The sequence below is a fragment of the Mycobacterium montefiorense genome (genome assembly GCF_025823255.1).
GTDB classification, from domain to species: Bacteria; Actinomycetota; Actinomycetes; order Mycobacteriales; family Mycobacteriaceae; genus Mycobacterium; species Mycobacterium montefiorense.
This window is the reverse complement of the sequence record NZ_JACKVL010000012.1, coordinates 26,352-46,422: the sequence shown is the minus strand read 5'-3', so window position 1 is coordinate 46,422 and position 20,071 is coordinate 26,352. Positions and strand designations below refer to the sequence as shown.

22 protein-coding genes and 1 pseudogene are annotated in these 20,071 nt (G+C 65.5%); 13 read left to right on the top strand and 10 right to left on the bottom strand.

What is annotated here, in order from left to right; translation table 11 throughout:
• The gene (locus H7K34_RS09960; RefSeq protein ID WP_108920173.1) at positions 1-315 is read right to left on the bottom strand and encodes a hypothetical protein; all 315 of its coding nucleotides are present in this window, start codon (positions 313-315) and stop codon (positions 1-3) included.
• A gap of 83 nt (positions 316-398) precedes the next feature.
• On the opposite strand from H7K34_RS09960, the gene H7K34_RS09955 reads away from it, so the two are divergent.
• The 3 genes from H7K34_RS09955 to H7K34_RS09945 are packed head-to-tail and all read left to right on the top strand — an operon-like array spanning position 399 to position 3,984.
• On the top strand, positions 399-1,778 hold the full coding sequence (locus tag H7K34_RS09955) for a hypothetical protein (RefSeq protein WP_264061742.1): 1,380 nt from the start codon (positions 399-401) through the stop codon (positions 1,776-1,778).
• Positions 1,775-2,899 (top strand): hypothetical protein, encoded by a 1,125-nt coding sequence (locus H7K34_RS09950; RefSeq protein WP_264061740.1) that lies wholly within the window; start codon positions 1,775-1,777, stop codon positions 2,897-2,899. Before H7K34_RS09955 ends, H7K34_RS09950 begins: the two co-directional genes overlap by 4 nt.
• Positions 2,900-2,928: 29 nt before the next feature.
• Entirely contained in the window at positions 2,929-3,984 is a 1,056-nt protein-coding gene (locus H7K34_RS09945) for an NAD(P)H-dependent amine dehydrogenase family protein (protein ID WP_264061739.1), read from the top strand.
• Here H7K34_RS09945 and lipL read toward each other — a convergent pair.
• Together lipL and H7K34_RS09935 are read right to left on the bottom strand one after the other, a co-directional pair.
• On the bottom strand, positions 3,981-5,282 hold the full coding sequence (gene lipL / locus H7K34_RS09940) for an esterase/beta-lactamase LipL (RefSeq protein WP_264061736.1): 1,302 nt from the start codon (positions 5,280-5,282) through the stop codon (positions 3,981-3,983). The two genes, H7K34_RS09945 and lipL, sit on opposite strands and share 4 nt — an antisense overlap.
• Before the next feature lie 106 nt (positions 5,283-5,388).
• Positions 5,389-5,556: a hypothetical protein gene (locus tag H7K34_RS09935; RefSeq protein WP_264062477.1), complete on the bottom strand. Its 168-nt coding sequence runs from the start codon at positions 5,554-5,556 to the stop codon at positions 5,389-5,391.
• A 181-nt stretch (positions 5,557-5,737) separates the two neighbouring features.
• Between H7K34_RS09935 and H7K34_RS09930 the strand changes: the two genes are divergently transcribed.
• From H7K34_RS09930 to H7K34_RS09915, 4 genes are all read left to right on the top strand, one after another.
• Positions 5,738-5,911: a CsbD family protein gene (locus H7K34_RS09930; RefSeq protein WP_108920169.1), complete on the top strand. Its 174-nt coding sequence runs from the start codon at positions 5,738-5,740 to the stop codon at positions 5,909-5,911.
• Positions 5,912-6,067: 156 nt separating this feature from the next.
• The gene (locus H7K34_RS09925; protein ID WP_264061735.1) at positions 6,068-6,568 is read left to right on the top strand and encodes a nitroreductase family deazaflavin-dependent oxidoreductase; all 501 of its coding nucleotides are present in this window, start codon (positions 6,068-6,070) and stop codon (positions 6,566-6,568) included.
• 161 nt (positions 6,569-6,729) lie between these two features.
• Positions 6,730-7,374 carry a cutinase family protein gene (locus H7K34_RS09920; protein WP_264062413.1) on the top strand — a complete coding sequence of 215 codons (645 nt, stop codon included), beginning with the start codon at positions 6,730-6,732 and terminating at the stop codon, positions 7,372-7,374.
• A gap of 51 nt (positions 7,375-7,425) precedes the next feature.
• Complete coding sequence (locus H7K34_RS09915) at positions 7,426-8,412, top strand: SDR family NAD(P)-dependent oxidoreductase (RefSeq protein WP_264061734.1); 987 nt, start codon at positions 7,426-7,428, stop codon at positions 8,410-8,412.
• On the opposite strand, the gene H7K34_RS09910 is transcribed toward H7K34_RS09915, so the two are convergent.
• From H7K34_RS09910 to H7K34_RS09895, 4 genes are all read right to left on the bottom strand, one after another.
• Positions 8,409-8,789 carry a hypothetical protein gene (locus H7K34_RS09910; protein ID WP_264061733.1) on the bottom strand — a complete coding sequence of 127 codons (381 nt, stop codon included), beginning with the start codon at positions 8,787-8,789 and terminating at the stop codon, positions 8,409-8,411. The two genes, H7K34_RS09915 and H7K34_RS09910, sit on opposite strands and share 4 nt — an antisense overlap.
• A 42-nt stretch (positions 8,790-8,831) precedes the next feature.
• Positions 8,832-9,218, bottom strand: a complete 387-nt coding sequence (locus tag H7K34_RS09905; protein ID WP_264061732.1) for a PPOX class F420-dependent oxidoreductase — start codon at positions 9,216-9,218, stop codon at positions 8,832-8,834.
• Between the two features lie 96 nt (positions 9,219-9,314).
• Complete coding sequence (locus H7K34_RS09900; protein ID WP_264061731.1) at positions 9,315-10,778, bottom strand: aldehyde dehydrogenase; 1,464 nt, start codon at positions 10,776-10,778, stop codon at positions 9,315-9,317.
• A gap of 19 nt (positions 10,779-10,797) precedes the next feature.
• The gene (locus tag H7K34_RS09895) at positions 10,798-11,520 is read right to left on the bottom strand and encodes an SDR family NAD(P)-dependent oxidoreductase (RefSeq protein ID WP_264062412.1); all 723 of its coding nucleotides are present in this window, start codon (positions 11,518-11,520) and stop codon (positions 10,798-10,800) included.
• A gap of 111 nt (positions 11,521-11,631) precedes the next feature.
• Between H7K34_RS09895 and H7K34_RS09890 the strand changes: the two genes are divergently transcribed.
• From H7K34_RS09890 to H7K34_RS09870, 5 genes are all read left to right on the top strand, one after another.
• Positions 11,632-12,597: a TIGR03621 family F420-dependent LLM class oxidoreductase gene (locus tag H7K34_RS09890; protein ID WP_264061730.1), complete on the top strand. Its 966-nt coding sequence runs from the start codon at positions 11,632-11,634 to the stop codon at positions 12,595-12,597.
• 64 nt (positions 12,598-12,661) lie between these two features.
• Positions 12,662-13,549, top strand: a complete 888-nt coding sequence (locus H7K34_RS09885; RefSeq protein WP_264061729.1) for an enoyl-CoA hydratase/isomerase family protein — start codon at positions 12,662-12,664, stop codon at positions 13,547-13,549.
• Positions 13,546-14,850: an aromatic ring-hydroxylating oxygenase subunit alpha gene (locus H7K34_RS09880; RefSeq protein WP_264061728.1), complete on the top strand. Its 1,305-nt coding sequence runs from the start codon at positions 13,546-13,548 to the stop codon at positions 14,848-14,850. The genes H7K34_RS09885 and H7K34_RS09880 overlap by 4 nt, the downstream gene beginning before the upstream one ends.
• Positions 14,847-15,173, top strand: a complete 327-nt coding sequence (locus H7K34_RS09875; RefSeq protein ID WP_264061726.1) for a hypothetical protein — start codon at positions 14,847-14,849, stop codon at positions 15,171-15,173. The genes H7K34_RS09880 and H7K34_RS09875 overlap by 4 nt, the downstream gene beginning before the upstream one ends.
• A 60-nt stretch (positions 15,174-15,233) precedes the next feature.
• Entirely contained in the window at positions 15,234-15,803 is a 570-nt protein-coding gene (locus H7K34_RS09870) for a TetR/AcrR family transcriptional regulator (RefSeq protein WP_264062411.1), read from the top strand.
• A 10-nt stretch (positions 15,804-15,813) separates the two neighbouring features.
• On the opposite strand, the gene H7K34_RS09865 is transcribed toward H7K34_RS09870, so the two are convergent.
• The 3 genes and pseudogenes from H7K34_RS09865 to H7K34_RS26910 all read right to left on the bottom strand — a co-directional run.
• Positions 15,814-17,016, bottom strand: coding sequence for a cytochrome P450 (locus H7K34_RS09865; protein ID WP_264061725.1), 1,203 nt, complete (start codon positions 17,014-17,016; stop codon positions 15,814-15,816).
• Positions 17,017-17,028: 12 nt separating this feature from the next.
• Positions 17,029-17,862 carry a mycofactocin-coupled SDR family oxidoreductase gene (locus H7K34_RS09860; protein ID WP_264061724.1) on the bottom strand — a complete coding sequence of 278 codons (834 nt, stop codon included), beginning with the start codon at positions 17,860-17,862 and terminating at the stop codon, positions 17,029-17,031.
• A gap of 114 nt (positions 17,863-17,976) precedes the next feature.
• Positions 17,977-18,357: pseudogene (locus tag H7K34_RS26910) on the bottom strand (helix-turn-helix domain-containing protein); the annotation flags it as partial.
• A gap of 240 nt (positions 18,358-18,597) precedes the next feature.
• Here H7K34_RS26910 and lysA point away from each other — a divergent pair.
• Entirely contained in the window at positions 18,598-19,980 is a 1,383-nt protein-coding gene (gene lysA / locus H7K34_RS09845) for a diaminopimelate decarboxylase (protein ID WP_372510729.1), read from the top strand.
• Positions 19,981-20,071: the final 91 nt, after the last annotated feature.

Below are 20,071 nucleotides of genomic sequence, written 5' to 3'. Positions count from 1 at the left end.
TCAGACCGCGGCCAACCACGACGCATGGACCGCCAATACATCGTCGGGCAACGAAAGTTCCTCGCGGGCAGCCGGATCGAAGGCCACCAGAACGACAAGGCCGGGCCGCAGCGTCGACACGTCGGGACCGTCCCCGCTGCGCGCCAATCTGCCGATGAATGTCTCACCCGATACGGCCACCACTTCAACGAAAACCTGCCGCTGACCGGCGACCGCGCGCACGGTACCGACGCCGACAGTACGACCTTCGGCATTCGGGTGCCGCCAGAACGCGAGACGCTCGACGGCCGCCAGCAATGTCCTGAGCTTGTTCATGCAACAAGGATCTGCGTGCCGGCCGGCTACCGAACCCAACTTTTTGGCTGCCGGTATCTTCCGAAAGCCCCTATCCTGTGCTGATGAGCGCGGATCCGCAGCCGGCCACCGCCGTGGCAGCGGGCCATCCACGCCGGTCGGTGATTGACCAGGCGTGGCGAGCCATCGGGCCCGGCGTCGAGGTGCTCAGCAGTGACGACGGCGGTCCGCTGACCCGGACCGTCAAGCGGATCATCGACCCGTTGGTGCTGCGGTTGCGGTCGAACCCGCAGTATTCGGCCCCGGTGGTCGCCCCGGATACCGCCGCGGCGATGCATGAACTGATTATCGGCGGTGCATCCGAATTACGTTCCACCGCATCATGGTTCGCGGTGCTCAAACTCGAGCGGCGCAGGCAGCGGATCCGCGCCGGAAACGCCCAGGAGCTCTACTTCCCGGTGTGTTTCGAACTCGCGGTCACCAAAGGCTTACCGGCGCCCGAAGATCGGGAGACCGCGGCCACCATCCTCGGTGAGATTCACCAGGGCCGCGACCGTACCGGTATCGAGGTCCTGCACCACTACCTGGCAAGTGCGGATGTCGTGGCCACCCTGACCGATCAGATCGAGGTCCTGCACCACTACCTGGCAAGTGCGGATGTCGTGGCCACCCTGACCGATCAGCTCGAAGGCAGTTGGGCTGACGTGCGGGCAGGCGAGACGATGACGGGTCCGTTCCTGGCTGAGCTTCCCACCGTGCTCGGGCCCGCCCACGGGCATCGCGCCGCGACCATCCGCCAGCGGGTCTGGTCGGCCATGATCAGCGACACCACCCCGTACAACCTGGGCGCCCTGGCCCGTGTCGAATCGGCAGAGCTGCCCTGGTCGATCGTCGGACTGGGACTGAGTTCGGTTGCACCGCAACGTCCTCCACCCATCGCCGGCGGGGCGGACGGCGACCGTCCGCTGGATCGCACTGTGGTGGACCGGGTCCGCGCGACCTTGCGCCGCGCCCTGGACCGCGACGCCCTGCCCGACATCCCGCTGCTCTGCGAAGAGGAGGTCGACCGCGCCTGCGCGCCATGGGGGCTGCTATCCGAGGACAAGCAAGCCACGCTGGTAGCCGGCATCGAGATCGCCGTCGAGCTGGCGCCGCTGGACCGAACCGTGGCAAGCCGTTACGCGCTGGCGGCGCAGATCCAGGCACGGCTGCGCAAGGAGGCGTACGTGCTGCACGCCCGGCGCTATCTCGCCGAGGGCGGCCCGATCCATCCCCGGCAGCGGCAAGTGGTCGACGACCTGGCCGCGTACGCGCTGCCCTACCTGAGCCGGCTGTGGGCCCGGCTGCACGGGCGCGACGTGTGGCAGGAGCCCTGCGAAAACGTCGACGAGATGCGGTCGCTGCTAGAGGGGGTCGCACGCTCGGTGAGCCTCGATCACCGCCAGCGGATCAAGTCGATGCTGGAATTGCAGGTAGCCGGATGAAATTGGTTGCCGATTCCGGCCTTTGGACCCTCGGACCGGTTAGCGCCGAGTCACCGCTGGCCGCGGTGCTGGAAGTCAGCGGCGCCGTGCTGTCCTGGACGGTCGACGATCCGTCCGGCGACGGGCGAGCCCGGATCACCTTCACCGATCTGTCCCGCACCGACTGGCTTTGGCGGGTGTTCGGCGAAGCCGGGCATGTCGCGCTGGCTGGTGCCGCGGCCGCGATGGACGGCGCGACCAGCATCGAGCTCACCGGCGTCGACATCGTGGCGGGTTCGATGGATCCGCTGCGCCGGCTGGCCATCGGGCATTGGCTGCGGCGCTGGTGGCCGGCGAGCCGCCAGGACGGCATCGCCGGCCTGGATCGTGCGTTGCTCGACGTCGAGATCGCGCTGCTGACCGTCGGCGCGCAGGGCTTCTTCACCGATGACACGCTGGATTCGGATGCCGCCGAGTTGCTGGCGCCGCATGCCGCGGCGTTGTTCACCCATGTCCGCAGCGACGACCCGCGCATCGCGGACCTGGTACGTGCCGGCGCCGGGCTTGCCGAAGAGATCGGCGTGGACGACGACGCGTGGGCGGAACTGCTTGCCGTTCTTGATGATTCGGCTAGCAAACCAGCGATACCGAGCGGACGACGCGACGACTACGCGCTAGCCGCCGGTGCCGGCGCGGGCCCAGGGGGCGCGACTGAAATCGCCAGGGGCGTCGCAGCCGTCAACTGGACCGCGGTGCCGCCCGCGATCTTCGATGCGGGCGAAGACACCGTCGAGTGGACGGTCGAGGCGGGGGTAGCCGCCGTGGTGCGGGCGGCGATTGTCGGGCCCGACCCGGCCACCGGTGTCCCGGTGCGGTTGCAGTCCGGAGCCGTTAGCGGGGCCGGGGTGCTGGACGGCGATGGCCACGCGACCCTTCCCCTTCTCGACGCCGAGGCGCGGCCGATGACCGAATCCGCGGCCTGGGATCACGATTGGTCGCAGACCGCGGTGATCGTCGGAGCCGACACGGCCGAGCCCCGCGACACCCGCGAACGGATCCGCCGCTGGGTGCACGCCCGCCTGGACCGGCCGCCCGCGGACGCATTTCTGGCCGAGATTTTGGCTTCCGAATCCGCCTACTAAGACCCACTAAGAACCCCTATGCTGAGCGAGTGCCAAACAACTATCGAGTCGTTCAGTGGAACACCGGAAACGTGGGCAAGAGCTCGCTCAAGTCGATCGCCGACAACGCCATCCTGGAATTGGTCGGATGCTTTGCCTGGTCGCCGGAGAAGGTCGGGCGGGACGCCGGCGAATTAGTGGGCATCGCTCCGCTCGGGGTCGCCGCCACCAATGACGTCGACGCACTGCTTGCCCTCAAACCGGACTGCGTCGTCTACAACCCGATGTGGATCAGCGTCGACGAGCTGGTGCAGATCCTGTCCGCGGGAGTCAACGTGGTGACCACGGCGTCCTTCATCACCGGGCACAACCTGGGCGAGGGCCGCGACCGCATCCTCGAGGCCTGCGAAAAGGGCGGGTCAACGATCTTCGGCTCCTGGGTCAGCCCCGGCTTCGCCGAACTGCTGGCGATCGTCTCGGCGATGGTGTGCAACCGGATCGACAAGGTCACCGTCAACGAAGCCGCCGACACCACGTTCTACGACTCGCCCGAGACCGAGAAGCCGGTGGGCTTCGGTCAGCCGATCGACCACCCGGACCTGCCCGCGATGGCCGCCAACGGGACCGCGATCTTCGGCGAAGCGGTCCGGCTGGTGGCCGACGCGCTCGGCGTCGAACTCGACGAGGTCAAATGCGTTGCCGAGTTCGCCCAAACCACAGCCGACCTGGAAATGGCGTCCTGGACCATCCCCGCGGGACACGTCGCGGGGACCTACATCAGCTGGCAGGGCATCGCCGACGGCAAGACCCTGATCGACCTCAACGTCCGTTGGAAAAAGGGCCAGACCCTCGAGCCCGACTGGCAGATCGAGCAGGACGGCTGGGTCATCCAGATCGACGGGCAGCCGACGGTGACGACCAAGGTCGGCTTCCTGCCGCCGCCTTACTTCGAGGCCACGACGCTCGAGGAATTCATGGACCTCGGCCACATCATGACGGCGGTGCCCGCCATCAACGCGATCCCCGCCGTTGTCGCCGCGGCGCCCGGAATCGCCACTTATGCCGATCTTCCGCTGACGCTCCCGCGCGGCTTCGCGAAGATCTAGACCCCCGACGCGGCCCTGGCCGGCGCGGCCGCCCGTCGCCGGCCCGGTTTGGCGTAGGCCGCACCCAGCTGGGGCACCTCGATCGGGCCCTGATGGCGGGCGGCCTCCATCGCGGAACGCAGCGGCCCGGCCAACCCGGCGAACGATCCCATGTCGAACACCCGTGACGTCAGCAGCCGGTTGTGGACGTAGCCGAACGAGCCACCGACCTCGGGGTCGGCCCAGCCGAGCGTCCCACCCAGACCCACGTGCCCGAACCCGCGCAACAGACCCGGCACCGGCGATTCATGATAGCCAAGGTGAAAGGGCATGGGCACCACCATGTTTGCGTCTGGCCACTTGATTCGTGCTTGACCGGCCAGCCCGCGTGCCAACTCCCCGGACAGGTACTTCTTGCCGTCAATGCGGCCGCCGTTGGCCAGCACGGCATACATCTTGGCCAGGCCGCGACCGGTGACCACGCCGTTGGCCGCGGGGATCTCACCGTCCAGGAACGGGGTGTCCCCCTGCATCAGCGACATGATCCCCGGGAAGTACATGGCGCCCAGCGCGCCCGAGTACCGCATGTTGGCCACCCGCGGAGCAATGAAGTTGAGCACCGGGGTCGGCATGATTCTTTTCTGCGGCATCAGGATCTGCGCCGGCGTGGTGGGCGAGCCCTCCGGCGGGCGGCCGAGATGCAGGCCGTCGGTGTTGAGCGGACGCGCGACCTCCTGACGAATCAGTTCTCGCATCCCTTTGCCGGTGACCGCCCGGGCCAGCCCGGACAGCAGCCAGCCGTACGTCAGCGCGTGATAGGCCTGCACGCCCCGTAGGTGGTCGACGGGCGCGGCGGCGAGGCGCTCCTCCATCGCCAGGTGATCCATCAAATCCGTCTTGGTGACGCCGCGCAGGTGTGACAGACCAGACCGGTGCCGAAGCACGTCACGAACCGTGATGTCGCCCTTGCCGTTGGCACCGAAGTCCGGCCAGTATTCGGCGACCGGATCGTCGTAGGACAACAAGCCCCGATCGGCCAACCGGTGAATCACCGCCGACGCGATGCCCTTGGTCGCCGAGAACACCATCGCGCCGGTGTCCGCGGTCCAGGGCTGCGTGCCGGCCCGGTCCGACCACCCGGTCCAGATATCGACGACGGGAATGCCATCGACGTAGACGGCCAGCGCTCCGCCGCCGAATCGCCGTCCAGGGAACTGCTGCGCAAACTTTGTGACGACATTCGCGAAATGCGGATCGGCGGCACCCGATACCCCGCGCGGCAAGCCGTCGTCAGTTACCAGCAGTGTCGACGGTGTCATGGTGCCCCCGGGCCTTGTGCGCATCGGCAGCAACCGCCACAGCGGCTCCTCCCCGATGAGGTGCGATTATCAGAACGAAGCTATCAGTCGAGCAGAGGCATGAGAATCATCCGGGCAGATCGCGCTCCGGAGGCTCGCCGCCTTGGCCACCAGGCAAATGCCCGGGAGGCGATTCGTTCAGATACTTGCGCAGCCGCAGCAGCTGATTGATCACGATGCCCAGACCCAGCAGCATCAGCACTACGACTATCGCCGCCACCGTTGCGGTGCTCATGGAATCCATTGTGATCCATCCCATGCCGCGCGGACGATCTGATTGTTTGCCAGCTTGACCTCGGCACCCCGGGCGGTATCTCCGAGCGCGGCGGTGGCGAATCGAAGTCAGGGGTTTTGGGATCACCGGTTCGGGGGTAGCCGGACTGAGAATCACATCGTGCGAGGAGGAAGCGAAACCCATGAGCGCCGAAGACAAGATCAAGAACAAAATCGAGGACCTGGGTGGCCGGGCCAAGGAAGCCATCGGTAAGGCCACCGGAGACGACGACACCAAGAATGAGGGCCGCGGCGATCAGGCCAAGTCCAGCCTGAAGGACGCCGGCGAGAAGGTGAAGGACGCCTTCAAGAAATAGCTCCCAGTCTCGACCAGCAGGTTTACTGAAGACGCCGGTAAACCTGCTGGTCGTCTCTGTCAGCACCGCAGGACAGGCACTGGCACTAAAGCTCGTCGGCGCGCAGGTTGTGCGGAAGATGCCCGCGCGCGCCTGAGTCGGGATTATCGTCGTTTCATGCCGCTACCGTTTGTCGACCCCCAGCGCCACACATCGGCTTTCAACCGCACCATGACGAAGTTTGCTCGTAGCGGGCTGGGGAAATTCCTCGCCCAGCACGTCGCCGCGAAGACCGATCCGTGGATGATGCGGGTGTCCCGCGATAAAGTGTCCTGGGGAATGTTTGCTGTGCCGTCGGCGACGCTGCACATGAGGGGCGCGAAAACCGGTGAGCCACGTCAGGCCCAGATCTCTTACTTCCACGACGGTCGCGACGTGATCGCGATCGCCTCCAACTTCGGCGGCAGCTCGCACCCGAATTGGTACTACAACCTCAAAGCGCATCCCGAATGTGAGTTGGGCGGGGAGAGCTTCCTGGCCGCGGAGGTCATCGATCCCGCCGATTGGGCGCGGCTCTACGGCCTCGCCGAATGCTCGTACCCTGGCTACAGCGACTACCGCGCCGCGACCGTGGCGATCGGCCGCAAGATCCCGGTATTGCGCCTGGTTTCCCGGTAGCGGTTGAGAATGCACGGTTTGGGCAATCCTTATCGCCGTCTGTATCGAATACCGACAAAAGGCAGACCCGGACTCGACTGGGTGGGATGAAGGTGAACGTCGTGAAGTTGATCAACACTCGGATGCGCAAGCTGGCGGCGGCCGCCGGGGTCGCCGCGCTGATGACGGCCGCCGTCCTGTTCAGCAGCCACGCGCCGTCGGCAGATGCCGAGCCGTGTCCCGATGTCGACCTGGTATTTGCCCGTGGCACCAGCGAGCCGCCCGGTGTCGGCGGCATCGGTTCCAGCTTCGTCGACGCACTGCGCGGGCAGATCGGTGGCCGGTCGCTGGCGGTGTACCCGGTGAACTACCCGGCCAGCAACGACTTCAGCAACCCCGACTTCCCGGCGACGTTCATCGACGGGATTCGGGACGCCACCTCGCACATCGAGTCGATGGCGGCAAGCTGCCCCAAGACCCGGGAAGTGCTGGGCGGTTTCTCGCAGGGCGCGGCGGTGGCCGGTTTCGTCACCTCCTCAGCCGTCCCGAAGAACGTTCCCGCGGCGTCGGTGCCGGCGCCGATGCCATCCGACGTCGCCAACCATGTCGCGGCCGTCATTCTGTTCGGCACGCCGTCGAATCAGTTCCTCGAGCATTACGGCGCACCGGATATCGTCATCGGCCCGCTGTACCAGCCCAAGACGCTGCAGCTGTGCGCTCCCGGCGATCCGATCTGCGGCGGCGGCAACGACGGCGCGGCGCATGCCTCCTACGTTGTCAACGGAATGACGGGCCAGGGTGCGAGCTTCGTCGCCAGTCACCTGTAGTTAACGCCCGCCAGGTTGCCCCGCGAGCGACAAGCCTTGCAGAATCGCTGCGTGCGGATTCTGATAACGGGCGGTACTGGATTTGTCGGTGGGTGGACCGCGAAAGCCATCGCTGACGCGGGGCATTCGGTTCGGTTCCTGGTGCGTAATCCCGATCGGCTGCACTCCTCGGTCGCCAAGCTGGGCGTCGACGTATCGGACTACGCCGTCGGGGACATCACCGATCGTGTCTCGGTGCGGGAAGCACTGCAGGGATGCGACGCCGTGGTGCACAGCGCCGCTCTGGTGGCGACCGATCCGCGCCAGACCAACGAGATGCTGACCACGAATATGCAGGGCGCTCAAAACGTGCTCGGTCAAGCGGTCGAGCTCGGTCTGGACCCGATCGTGCACGTATCGAGCTTCACCGCGCTGTTCCACCCCAACCTGGCGACGATGACGGCCGATCTTCCGGTCGTCGGCGGGGCCGATGGCTATGGAACCTCCAAGGCCCAGGTCGACATCTACGCCCGCGGCCTGCAGGACGCCGGCGCCCCGGTGATCATCACCTACCCCGGCATGGTGCTGGGCCCACCGGTCGGCGACCAATACGGCGAGGTCGGCGAGGGCCTCAAAGCGGCGTTGGGGATGCATGTGATTCCCGGCCGTAGCGGGGGGTGGCTGATCGTCGACGTGCGCGATCTGGCCGCGGTGCACGCCGCGTTGCTGGAGCCCGGCCGCGGCCCGCGCCGCTACACCGCCGGTGGCCACCGTGTTCTGGCGGCCGAGCTCGCGGAGATGCTCGGCCACGCCGCGGATACGCCGATGGTCGCGCTTCCGATTCCGGACACTGCGTTACGCGTCGCGGGCGCGGTTCTGGATAGAGCCAAGCGGCTTCTTCCGTTCGATACGCCGTTCACCTCGGCGGGAATGCAGTACTACACGCAGATACCGGCATCCGATGATTCGCCCAGCGAGAAAGAACTCGGCGTTAGCTATCGGGACCCGCGACAGACCGTGGCTGACGCGATTGACGCGTTACGCAGGGCGGGCGACTAGCCGGTCTTGCGAAGGCCGCGGACGAAGCCGCGCACACCGGCTCCGACGAACGGTACCGGCGCCAGCGTCGCGATCAGCGCGCTCCTGGTGCCGACGAGGGGTCGGCTGCGCAGCCCGAGTAGCAGGTCGGCGCTGTCACTGACCAAGCCCATCGCGGCCCAGTGTCGGAAATCGCCGCCACGCAACAACGCGACGCAGGCACCCGACCCGATAACCAGGTCCCGTATCCCGATCGTCTGCATCAGCAGCGTCTCGGTACCCGAGTCGGGCTTGAAGAATCGATCCGGCGCGAGCAGCATCGCGGCTCCGACTCCGACGCGGGCAGCCGCGACAAGTGCCAAGATCGGCGATGGAGTGCGGGTCGGTTCCGGTGCCACGCGTCAACCCTATCCAACGGCGCAGAGCCGCGGGAAGCGTTGCTAAGCGGTGGGTTTGATCTCCAGGCCGACGTGAACCTTGTCGATACCGCCACGGACGATCGAGTGCAGGTAGAACCACGGGGCGTGATACCAATACCGCTTGAGCACCGCGTTGTAGACCCGCCGCGTCTCGGACTTAGGTAGCACGCGGGCGACTCCCCCGACCTCTTCACTTTTGGGCTTGCCCAGGGCCGTGCTGTTGGCGATCGTCACACGGGGTGTGTTGTTGATCCGCTTGGTTTTCCACGAGCCGTCGTCGGTGATGACGAGAAGCTTGTCGCCCTCGGGCACACCCCAGATCGCCGTCGGCTTGGGACGGCCGTCCTTGGTGAAGGTGGTCAGCAGCAGGTACTTGGACTGGATGATGTCCTGGAAACTCGGGGCCACGCGTTTTCCTTATCTCTGGATGGTTCCCACGACAATTCCCCGGTTGCGAAGTTCTTAATCATGGCGTTGCGCACCGCCCGGTTGCCGCGCGAGCCGCTAATTGGTTGCGGCGGCCGAAATCGATTGGCTCACAGTGTAACTATCGATTCCCTCGACTCCGAGTTCCCGGCCATACCCGCTGTTCTTGACGCCGCCGAAGGGTGCGGCCGGATCCATGATGTAGCCCTCGTTGACGCCGAAGGTGCCCGACCGTACCCGGGCGGCGACGCCGTACCCGCGCTCGACGTCGGCGGTGAACACCGATCCGGCCAGCCCGTACTCGGAGTCGTTGGCGACCCGGATCGCCTCATCCTCGTCACGGTAGGAAATGACGGTCAGCACCGGGCCGAAGATCTCCTCGCGCGCGATCCGCATGTTATTGGTCGCGTCGCTGAACAGCGTCGGGCGCACATACCAACCGGTGTCGAGGCCGTCGGGCATGTCGGCGCCGCCGATAACCAGCTGCGCCCCTTCGCTTTTGCCCGACTCGATGTAGTCGCGGACCCGCTGCTGTTGACGTTGCGCCACCAGCGGGCCGATCTGGGTGCCGGCTTGCGCCGGATCACCGACGGTCATCGACGCCATCCCGGCGGCCAGCGCGTCGACGAACTCGCCTTTGCGGTTCTCGGGCACCAGGATCCGGCTCAGCGCATTGCAGACCTGTCCGCTGTTGGCCAGGCTGGCCATCTGGATGCCGGAGGCTGCTGCCACGGGATCAGCGTCGTCGAGCACTATGGCCGCCGACTTGCCGCCCAGTTCCAGGCTCACCTGTTTTAGCCCTTCGGCGCAGGCAAGGGCGACTTGCCGGCCGGCCGGCGTGGAGCCGGTGAACGAGACCTTGTCGACGCCGCGATGGGCCACCAGGAGCTCACCGACTTCACGGCCGCCGGGCAGCACATTGAACACGCCAGGCGGAAGGTCTGCTGCCGCAACCAGTTCAGCGAGCAGCTGGGCATCGAGCACCGATTCGGGCGCGGGCTTGAGCACCACCGAACAACCGGCCAGCAGCGCCGGCACCACCTTGGTCACGGTGAGGAATTGCGGCATGTTCCACGGCACCACCGCGGCGACGACGCCCACGGCAAGCTTGCGGATCCGGATGTTCTTGCCGTAGAGGCCGGGACGGTCCTGTTGCCATTCGTAACCGGACGCGAAATTGCAGAACGCCGACATGATGGTCAGCGGCAGCCCCACCTGCGCCCTCTTGGCAAACGTGATCGGAGCGCCGATCTCGGCGCAGACCAGTGCGGCCATGTCGGCTCGCCGCTCTTTATAGATGCCGGCCAGCCGGGTGATCGCCTCGATACGTTCCGCCGGCTGCATGCGCGGCCACGGTCCGGTGTCGAAAGCCGCCCGGGCGGCATCGACCGCGCGGTTGACGTCAGCGGGCCCCGCGCACTCCGCGCGCCCGATCACGGCCTCACTGTGCGGGGACAGCACCGAGATGGCGGCTTGAGAACCCTCACCCGAAGCCGGGGCGGCCCACTTCCCGTCGATGAAGAGTTGTTCCGAGTCGTACATGTCCTTGCCAGGCCCCTCTCTAGGTGTTGCGACCGCCGTTGACGCCAAGGATCTGTCCGGTGATGTAACTGGCCTCGTCGGAGATGAAGAAGGCGCACGCAGCGGCGATGTCTTCCGGCTTGCCTACTCGCCGCACCGGGGTGCGTGCGATGTGGTCCTGCACAGTGCCGCCAAGCAGGTGCCGCTTCTCGGCGCTACGCAGCATCGGGGTGTCGACAAACCCGGGCGGAACGGCGTTGACGGTGATCCCGCTCGGCCCGTATTCGAGGGCCAATGACTTGGTCAGGCCGTTGACTGCCGACTTTGCCGCCACGTAGTGGGCCATGAATGGCTGGCCGGAGTGCGTGCTGGACGACGAGATGTTGACGATGCGGCCCCAACCCGCCTCGACCATGTCTGGGAGCACGGCCTGAATGCTGTGGAAGACGCCGTGCAAATTGACGTTGATGACCTTGGACCAATCGGCGAAGGACATGTCGATGAATTTCTTGAAGCCCTCCACCCCCGCCGCGTTGACCAGCACCGAGATCGGCCCGAACGCCTCGCGGATCGCAGATACGGCGGTGTCCACCTGGGCCCGGTCGGTGACGTCGGCAACGTACCCGAAGCCGTCGTCGGTGGCGGAAAGATCGATGACGGCCACCGCGAGCCCGTCACTGCGCAACCGTTCGGCAACGGCGCGGCCAATTCCAGATGCACCACCGGTCACCACAGCCGTCTTCGCGCTCAATCCTCGTCCCATCTTCCTGAGCGATCGCCCAACCAACTGGCTTCCCATGACTATCACCCCGCGTCAACAGCGGTCAAGTAACGGGCCTTGAATATCGAATGCCGGGCAATTTAGGGTCCGGTGATGGACAGGCCGCCGTTCCGTTTCGCAGTCCAAGCGACCAACGCCGCCGGCGGCCGCGAATGGCGCGATACCGTTCGCAAAGTCGAAGACCTCGGGTACTCAACACTTTTCCTCGCGGACCACTACCTGGGTCCTGGCCCCGCACAGCGCGCCGCCCGCACCCCGCGCCAAGACCTCGCTCCCATTGCCGCGATGGCCGCCGCTGCCGCGGTGACCGAGACGCTGCGCATCGGGTGCCGGGTGTTTTGCGTCGACTATCACGTGCCCGCGGTGTTGGCCAAAGAAGCGGCCACACTTGACTTGCTCTCCGACGGGCGTCTGGAATTGGGGATCGGAGCCGGCTGGAGCGAAATCGAGTACGGCGCACTAGGACTGGAGTTCGACCGTCCCGGTCGACGGATCGCGAAGCTGACCGAGGTGGTCGCGCTCATCAAGGCGCATTGGCGGGGCGAGGAGCTCGACTATTCGGGTGACTTCGTCCGGGTGCACGGATACGCCGGACGGCCGCGACCGGTGCAGCAACCGCATCCGCCGATCATGATCGGCGGTGGTGGGCAGCGTGTCCTGTCGCTGGCCGGTCGCGAAGCCGACATCGTCAGCATCTCCAGCGTGCCGTTTGTGGCCCGTGACGACGACGGCCACGATCCACGGGCGGTCGCCGAGCAGCGAATCGCTTACGTCGCGGCCGCGGCCGGTGACCGGTTCGGGCGTCTCGACGTCGAGAGTTCGCCGTACTTCACCGAGATCACCGACGATGCCGATGCCGCGCTGGCGGGGCTGGCGAAGTCGACAGGCATTGCCGTCGACCTGTTGCGCGATCACCCCAACGTGCTGGTCGGGTCGTCGGAAAGCGTTGGGGAATTGCTGAGTTCACGCCGCGAATGCCTCGGCGTCAATTACGTCACAGTGCAGCAGTCGCAGATCGAATCCTTCGCGCCCGTGGTGGCGCTGCTACACGGGCGCTGAGCCTTGACCGCTGCTGGCTGAGGTGGGACCATTTGGGCGATCGCTCAAAGAATGGGACGGCTCTATGGCAAAGCGGACGAGGTTTAGCGAGTACCAGGATCGGTATGCGAACTACCGATTCGAACTCACCGACGACGGAATCTTGTTCATGCAGTGCCACACCAACGGCGGCAGCCTGGTCTGGGACTGGCGTGCGCACGACGACATGTCGGATGCGTTCGCCGACATCGCCGGGGACCGCGAGATCAAAGTCCTGATCCACACCGGCACCGGCGAGAACTACAACGCCAACTGGGGACGCTTGCCCAACGGAGACCTGGTCGACAAGCCCGAGTACCTGCTGATGCCCGGTACCCGTGGCCTGGTCAAGCTCGACGAAAAGGCTTGGTATGCAAGGCATCTGATCACCAACGTGCTCGACGTCGATGTCCCGATGATCAGCGCCGTCAACGGGCCGTGCAACATCCACTCCGAGGTGGCACTGCTCGGCGACATTGTGCTGGCCTCCGGGGACACCTACTTCCAGGACGCATCCCACTTCCCTCGCGGTCAGGTGCCCGGCGACGGCCAGCACGTCATCTGGAGCTTCTTGGCCGGCCACACCCGCGCCCGCTACTTCCTGCTGACCGGCATGAAGCTCGGCGCGCAAGAGGCCAAGGAGTGGGGCGTCGTCAACGAAGTGCTGCCCAAGGACCAACTGCTGGACCGGGCTTGGGAACTCGCACGCGAACTGGTCAAGCGCCCGCCACTGACGCTGCGCTACTCACGCCAGCTGTTCACCAACCCACTCAAGCGGGCGTTCCTCGACGAACTCGGCCACGGTCTGGCGCGGGAAACCTACGCACAGCGCGCCTTCTTCCCGTTCGGCGGCGAGATGGCCCCGCTGGATCGGGCCTGGGACGAAGAGCCCTGGAGCAATGGCGCATCCTCGCATGAAGGAGTCCCCTCGTGACGAGTATCCAGCAACGACTGTCGACCGGCCGCGGCAAGTTCACCACCGACTACCCCGAGCTGGGCACCGGCCCGGTCAACTACGAAGACTCGATTTCCGAGGAGTTCTTCGCCGCCGAACGCAAGGCCGTATTCAAGCGAAACTGGCTGTGCGTTGGGCGTATTGAACGCTTGCCGCGCAAGGGCTCTTACTTCACCCGCGACCTACCCGGCCGGCTTGCCTCGATCGTGATCGCCCGCGACCGCGACGATACCGTTCATGCATTCCACAACGTGTGCGCCCACCGCGGCAACAAGGTCGTCTGGCAGGAGCACCCGGGCGAGGAGTCATCCGGCACCTGCCGCGCGTTCTCCTGCAAGTATCACGGCTGGCGCTACGGCCTGGACGGCAAGGTCAACCACATCACCAACGAGGAAGAATTCTTCGACCTCGACAAGACCAGCCTGCGCATGCCACCGGTGCACTGCGGAGTGTGGGCCGGGTTCATCTTCGTCAACCTGGCCCAAGATCCGTTGCCGCTGCGCAGCTTCCTCGGCGATGGCCTGCTCGGTATCGAGTCATATCCGTTCGAGAAGATGACGCAGCGCTACGGGTTCTCGACCCGGATCAAAGGCAACTGGAAGCTGGCCGTCGACTCGGTGTGCGAGTGGTACCACCCGCCCTACGTGCACGGCCGCTTCATCGATCCCGACGTCTCCAAAGCCGAGCAGATGGTGCCGCCCGTCGACTCCTACCACTACGAACTGTTCCGGCCGCACATGCTTACCTCGGTACCCGGGCCGCCGCCGCTGCCGCCGCGCGACCCCGGCACCGCCGGACCCGCTCGACAGGACCAACGTTGGGTCTACAAGCTGTTCCGCGCAGAGCTTTTCGGTCCCGACGATGTGCCCGATATCGGTCTCGGAAATGAAGTCCCCGATTTCCTCAACCGCGGCGGCATCGCCTCATGGGGTAACGACCAATTCTGGGTCTTCCCAAACATCTCGATCCAGATCTGGGCACGCGGCTACTACATCACCTACACCTACTGGCCGGAAACCGTCGACTCGCACATCTACGAGATCGACATGTACTTCGTGCCGCCGGAAAACGCGCGGGATCGGTTGGCGCAGGAGTTGTTGGTGGACAGCACAATCGAGTTCGCGATGCAGGATGTGAACACCATCGAAGCGACACATTCGGCGCTGAAGACACGGGCGCTGAACACCTTCCATCTCAGCGACCAGGAATTGCTGATCCGCCAGTTCCACGCGGTCGTCCGTGACACGGTCAACGCCCACCAGTCCGGGGAGTCGTCATGACGCTGCCCGAAGGTTTCGCCGACCTCGTACCGTTTGTCGCCGGTTGGGCTCTGCCGACCCGAGCACAACGCTACGAGGCGCGGCTGTCCAAGCCCTACGACGACCTCGTCACGTTCTACGACGCCATCGCGCCAAGAGCCGAGGAAGCGATCGCCCACCTCGACGCCCTTGACATCAACGAGTTACCCGAGGACGCCGAGCGGCTGCTGCACCTGTTGTATTCGATGATTCTGGTCTCCTACGCCGTCAATGTGTTCAAGCAGAATCGCATCCCAGACTCCGGCGCCGCGTTCTTCGGCATGGTTGCCGAACCCGCGGTGTGATAAGACCGGACTGTGACCGCATCTGAGCGACCGAAGGCACGGGACTCCACAACGCGCGACATGCTGGTGGCGGCGACGAGTCAGATCATGGTCGAAGAGGGTTATGCCGCGGCCACGTCGCGGCGGGTCGCCGCCAAAGCCGGCGTCAAGCCGGCCTTGGTGCACTACTACTTCCCGACTATGGACGAGCTGTATCTGGCTGTCTTCCGCATCGGTGCCGCTGTCTATCTGGAGCGTCAGCAGCAGGCCTTGTCTTCCGACCGGCCGCTGCACGCTTTCTGGGACACGCTGATCGCGCCCAAGGACACCCGGCTGTTGCTGGAGTTCATGGGACTTGCTAACCACCGCAAGGAGATTCGTGCTGAGATCGCCGCGTGGTCGGACCGGTGGCGCGAGCAGCAGATCACCGCTCTGAATTTCATCATCCGAGAACACGACATCGATACCGACGAGTTTCCGCCCGCGGCCATCGCGGTCTTCATCGCCTCGATCGGCCGCACCCTGATCTTGGAAGAAGGGCTGGGTTCCTCCGGGGGGCACGACGCGGCCGTCGCGCTGGTCAATCGCCTCTTGGACCGGTTCGAGATGCCGGAACCCAAGGCTCGCCGAGACCGCGGAGCCCAGGGCTGAGCCAAGCGGCTCAGGGCAGCACGACCCGCAGTCTCTCCCAGCCGCGCACGGTCGAGGTCGATGCGAGCTGCGCTGTGTCGTAGTCGATATCCCACTCGGGCCAGCGGTTGAGTATTTCGTCCAGGGCGACGCGCCCCTCCAGCCGGGCCAGGTTCGCCCCGAGACAATAGTGCACGCCTTTTCCGAAGGTGATGTGCGAGATGTTGTCGCGACGGATGTTGAACGTATCCGGATCGGTGTACCGGCGAGGGTCGCGGTTGGCCGCGCCGAACAGCAGCAGCATCGCACTTCCCGCCGGAACGGTGGTGCCGTAGCACTCGAAATCCTTTGCCATCCACCGTGCTACGTGCGGTCCGGTGGGCTCGAAGCGCAGTGTCTCGTCTACGGTGCGGTTCAGCAGCGACCGATCCTGGTTGATCTCGCGACGCTGGTCGGGGTTTTCGGCGAGCACCTTGGCGAGCCAGCCGATCAGCCGCCCGGTGGTCTCGTTGCCCGCACCGGCGACTACCTGGGTGTAATGCAGCACCTCTTTGCGGGTCAGCTTTCGGTGCACCCCATCCTCGTCGTCGAACTCGACGTTGAGCAGTGTCGTCATCAGATCGTCGGACGGGTTCTTCGATCGCCATTCGACATAGTCGGCGTAGATCCGGCCGTCGGCGATCGAGTCGGCGTTGGCGACCTTGAGCGGCGCTCCCGGCTTGGTTCGCAGGTTGGCGTCATTGGCGTCGCGCACCGAGATCTGTTCGGATTCAGGGATTCCCAGCAGCATTCCGATCACCCGCATCGGCATCATCGACGCGAGCTCGGCAATGATGTCGAAGCCCGACGACCCGACGAGTGGGTCCAGACAGCGGATGCAGTACCGCCGGATCTGATCTTCGATTTCGGCCATTCGGCGCGGTGTGAACACCCGCGACATCAGCCCGCGCAGCATCGTGTGCTCGGGTGGATCCTGGAACATCATGACGCCGCGGGGCATATCGAATTTCGACTGGACCAACTCGAGAATGTCGCTGCGACGGTTCGAGAATGTCTCCCAGTTTGCCAGCCCGTGCTCGACATCGGAATGCCTTGACACCGCCCAGAAGTCGTACTGCTCGTTGTAATAGAGCGGGGCCTCGTCGCGCAGCCGCGCGTAGGTCGGATACGGGTCGGAGTTGATGCCGACGTCGTAAGGGTCGTAGTAGACCTCGGTGTCGTTGGTGACGGTCATCGAAGCTTTCCCTTATTTCAGGCAGCTGCCGGCGTCCACCGGCAGCGCTACCCCGGTGATGTAGCTCGCTTCGTCGGAGGCAAGGAACAACACTGCGTTGCTGATGTCTTCGGGCTCCACCCACGGGATCGGCAGATAGTGAAAGCTTTGGCACACCGGCGCAAGATCTTGGGGTCCAGGGTTTTCCAGCTCCGGCCGGAAGGCGCGGTAGGTCGCCTCGTTCAACAGCAGCGGCGAACCCACGTGCGTCGGCAGGACGGCATTGACCCTGACCATGTGCTGCCCTAATTCGACGGCGAACGACCGCATCAGCCCGATGACGCCGTGCTTGGCCGCGACGTAGTGACCCACATGCGGATAGGCCTTGTTCCCGGCGACCGACGACGTCAGGATGATCGCACCGCCTCGGTCTGAAGCCAGCACATGCGGCACTCCGGCTTTCACGGTCTTCCACACGCCGCTCAGGTTGACATCGATCATCTCTTGCCACAGCGCCTCTTTGGCCTTGTGCAGCTTGCCCGCGGTGGTACCGATGCCCGCATTCGCCACGATGACGTCAAGGCGGCCGAGCTGCTCGACGCCACTGTCCACGGCGGCTTTCAATGCTTCGAAATCCCGCACATCGACTTCGGCCGTCACGACGCGCCCCCCGGCGTCCTTGACCATCCCAGCGGTGATGTCCAGGTCTTCCGGCGTCGCACCAGCTACCGGGGAGTTCTCGAAGTCCCGGCAGATGTCGACGGCAATGACGTCGGCTCCCTCCTGCGCGAGCCGAACCGCGTGGCTTCTGCCCTGCCCGCGCGCCGCACCGGTCACGAATGCGACCTTGCCGTCCATTCGGCCCATGGCAACCTCCACCGAGTACTTTTTGAGCGATCGCCCAAATAAGTAACGCAGGCCATGTCTAACAGCCCCGGGACGGGGTCGTCAAGAGTTCGGCGAGGCGTCGATCTGCATCACTCACGTCGCCTGAGCGTGCCGGGCGGCTTCCCGAGCGAGCTGTAGGCGAGAAGTCAAACCCAGCTTGGTGCAGACGTGCGTGAGATGGGACTGCACCGTACGCGGTGACACGAAAAGTCCTGTGGCGATGTCGCTATTGCCCAGTCCCCCGCTGACCAGCCGCACCACCTCGCGCTCAGCCGGCGTCAGGGGTGCCCGCTGCAACTCCAATGCCGCCGCGACCGGGTCGGAGGCACGGGCGAACGCCGCAACGAAACTGTCGCCCTCGCCCTGCTCGACGGGCCGTACGCCGTCATACGTGGCGGAGATGTCCGACACTGCCTGATTCAGCCGTGCGATGGCCGCGCCCATCTCCGCGGGCTGGGTTTCCCACAGCCGCGTCCGCTCACGCCAAGTTCACTCCAATCCACCAGCGGCGTCCCCGCACGTGGATCAATCTCGCTCAGGCTAGCCAGCATGGGGCGTCCAAGAGCAGCAAAACATCAGCAGAAGCGCGCAGATTGCGGCGAGCCGGGGCGGAGATCGCATCGCCACCGCAAAATTCGTGAAGATTGATCACGCGGGTGTGAAAAATTCGTTAAGACGGTGGCCGGGCACCGCCGCAGACCTCAACTTGGAAGTATGACGCTGTTCGAGCTGCTTTTGTCGCCTCGGCACGGACTGCGTCCACAACTCGATCGCGCAATCTGGCCGTTGAGTGCCTCCATCGACGAATTGGGCCGGCTCTGTGTCGGCAGCGTGGCCGCGACCGACATCGCCGCCGAGTTCGGCACACCCGCCTATGTGCTGGATGAGCAGGACTTTCGGGCCCGTCTCCGCGGTTATCGGGCCGCGCTGCCCGGGGTCGAACTGGTCTACGCGGGCAAGGCGCTGTTGAGCACCGCGGTGGCCGAATGGGCCGCCGCCGAAGATGCCGGCCTGGATGTCTGGTCGTCGGGAGAACTGGCCACCGCATTGGCCGCCGGGGTGGCGCCGTCCCGGATCATCTTGCACGGCAATGCCAAGGCCGCCGCCGAGCTGGACAGCGCCCTCGACGCCGGGGTAGGCCGCATCGTCATCGATTCCCCGAACGAGATCGCGCTACTGGCCGCGCGGGTTCGCCGTCGCCAGGGCGTGCTGATCCGGGTGATTCCCGACGTCGAGGCTCGCGGACAGCGCGACGACGGCTTCGGCTTCACCGTGGCGGACGGCCTGGCCACCGGTGCCGTCAAGCGCGTGCTGGATCAGCCGTCGCTGAACCTGGTCGGATTGCACTGTCACCTTGGATCGCAACTCACCGACCCCCTGCTCTACGGTGCGGCGATCCGGGAATTGGTGGCCCTGATGACGCAGGTGCGCGATCGCCACGGCGTCGTACTCGGTGAGCTCAACCTCGGCGGCGGATACGGGGTTCCCTATGTCGCCGGCGACCCTGACTTCGGCCCACCCGAACTCGCCGCAGTCCTCGAAGATGCGCTGGCATCCGCTTGTGCCGACTACGGTTACCCGCGCCCGCAGATCGTGATCGAACCGGGCCGAGCGATCGCGGCGCGTGCGGGAATCACGTTGTACCGGGTGATCGCCGTCAAACACCAGCCCGAGGGGCGCACCTTCGTCGTCGTGGACGGTGAAATGGCCGACAACCCGCATGAGGGATTGCGCGGCGTGAAACATACTGTGGCGCTCGCGAACTGGCACGAACAAACCTCAACCACACCCGTCACCATCGTGGGCCGGCATTGCGAGGCCGGGGAAGAGATCGCGCGTGACATCGAGCTGCCCGACGACGTCCATCCCGGCGATCTGCTGGCGGTGGCGTGTACTGGCGCCTATCACTATTCGATGGGCGCCGCCTGCAACTTGGTGGGCCGTCCGCCCCTGATCGCGGTCACCAACGGCCGGCCTCGCGCACTGGTGCGCCGAGAAACCCTCGCTGACCTGCTGGTCCGTGACTGTGACTGGTCTCACCCGCCACACCGCTCCGGCTCCGTCACAATGGATATCGACGACGCGAAGGGGGAATAGGCATGTCTGACATGGCTGTTGACCCATACGGCGGCAGTTGGCCGCCGATCGCTTCCCGGAACACCCACGAAGGTGCAACCACAGTGCTCCG

Coding starts and splice junctions, on each gene's coding strand:
- H7K34_RS09900 (WP_264061731.1), bottom strand. CDS start 10,778: ATGTACGACTCGGAACAACTCTTCATCGACGGGAAGTGGGCCGCCCCG.
- H7K34_RS09875 (WP_264061726.1), top strand. CDS start 14,847: ATGACGCTGCCCGAAGGTTTCGCCGACCTCGTACCGTTTGTCGCCGGT.
- H7K34_RS09885 (WP_264061729.1), top strand. CDS start 12,662: ATGGCAAAGCGGACGAGGTTTAGCGAGTACCAGGATCGGTATGCGAAC.
- H7K34_RS09925 (WP_264061735.1), top strand. CDS start 6,068: ATGCCGCTACCGTTTGTCGACCCCCAGCGCCACACATCGGCTTTCAAC.
- H7K34_RS09865 (WP_264061725.1), bottom strand. CDS start 17,016: ATGACCGTCACCAACGACACCGAGGTCTACTACGACCCTTACGACGTC.
- H7K34_RS09870 (WP_264062411.1), top strand. CDS start 15,234: ATGCTGGTGGCGGCGACGAGTCAGATCATGGTCGAAGAGGGTTATGCC.
- H7K34_RS09950 (WP_264061740.1), top strand. CDS start 1,775: ATGAAATTGGTTGCCGATTCCGGCCTTTGGACCCTCGGACCGGTTAGC.
- H7K34_RS09890 (WP_264061730.1), top strand. CDS start 11,632: ATGGACAGGCCGCCGTTCCGTTTCGCAGTCCAAGCGACCAACGCCGCC.
- H7K34_RS09920 (WP_264062413.1), top strand. CDS start 6,730: ATGACGGCCGCCGTCCTGTTCAGCAGCCACGCGCCGTCGGCAGATGCC.
- H7K34_RS09955 (WP_264061742.1), top strand. CDS start 399: ATGAGCGCGGATCCGCAGCCGGCCACCGCCGTGGCAGCGGGCCATCCA.
- H7K34_RS09930 (WP_108920169.1), top strand. CDS start 5,738: ATGAGCGCCGAAGACAAGATCAAGAACAAAATCGAGGACCTGGGTGGC.
- lysA (WP_372510729.1), top strand. CDS start 18,598: ATGACGCTGTTCGAGCTGCTTTTGTCGCCTCGGCACGGACTGCGTCCA.
- H7K34_RS09860 (WP_264061724.1), bottom strand. CDS start 17,862: ATGGGCCGAATGGACGGCAAGGTCGCATTCGTGACCGGTGCGGCGCGC.
- lipL (WP_264061736.1), bottom strand. CDS start 5,282: ATGACACCGTCGACACTGCTGGTAACTGACGACGGCTTGCCGCGCGGG.
- H7K34_RS09935 (WP_264062477.1), bottom strand. CDS start 5,556: ATGAGCACCGCAACGGTGGCGGCGATAGTCGTAGTGCTGATGCTGCTG.
- H7K34_RS09895 (WP_264062412.1), bottom strand. CDS start 11,520: ATGGGACGAGGATTGAGCGCGAAGACGGCTGTGGTGACCGGTGGTGCA.
- H7K34_RS09960 (WP_108920173.1), bottom strand. CDS start 315: ATGAACAAGCTCAGGACATTGCTGGCGGCCGTCGAGCGTCTCGCGTTC.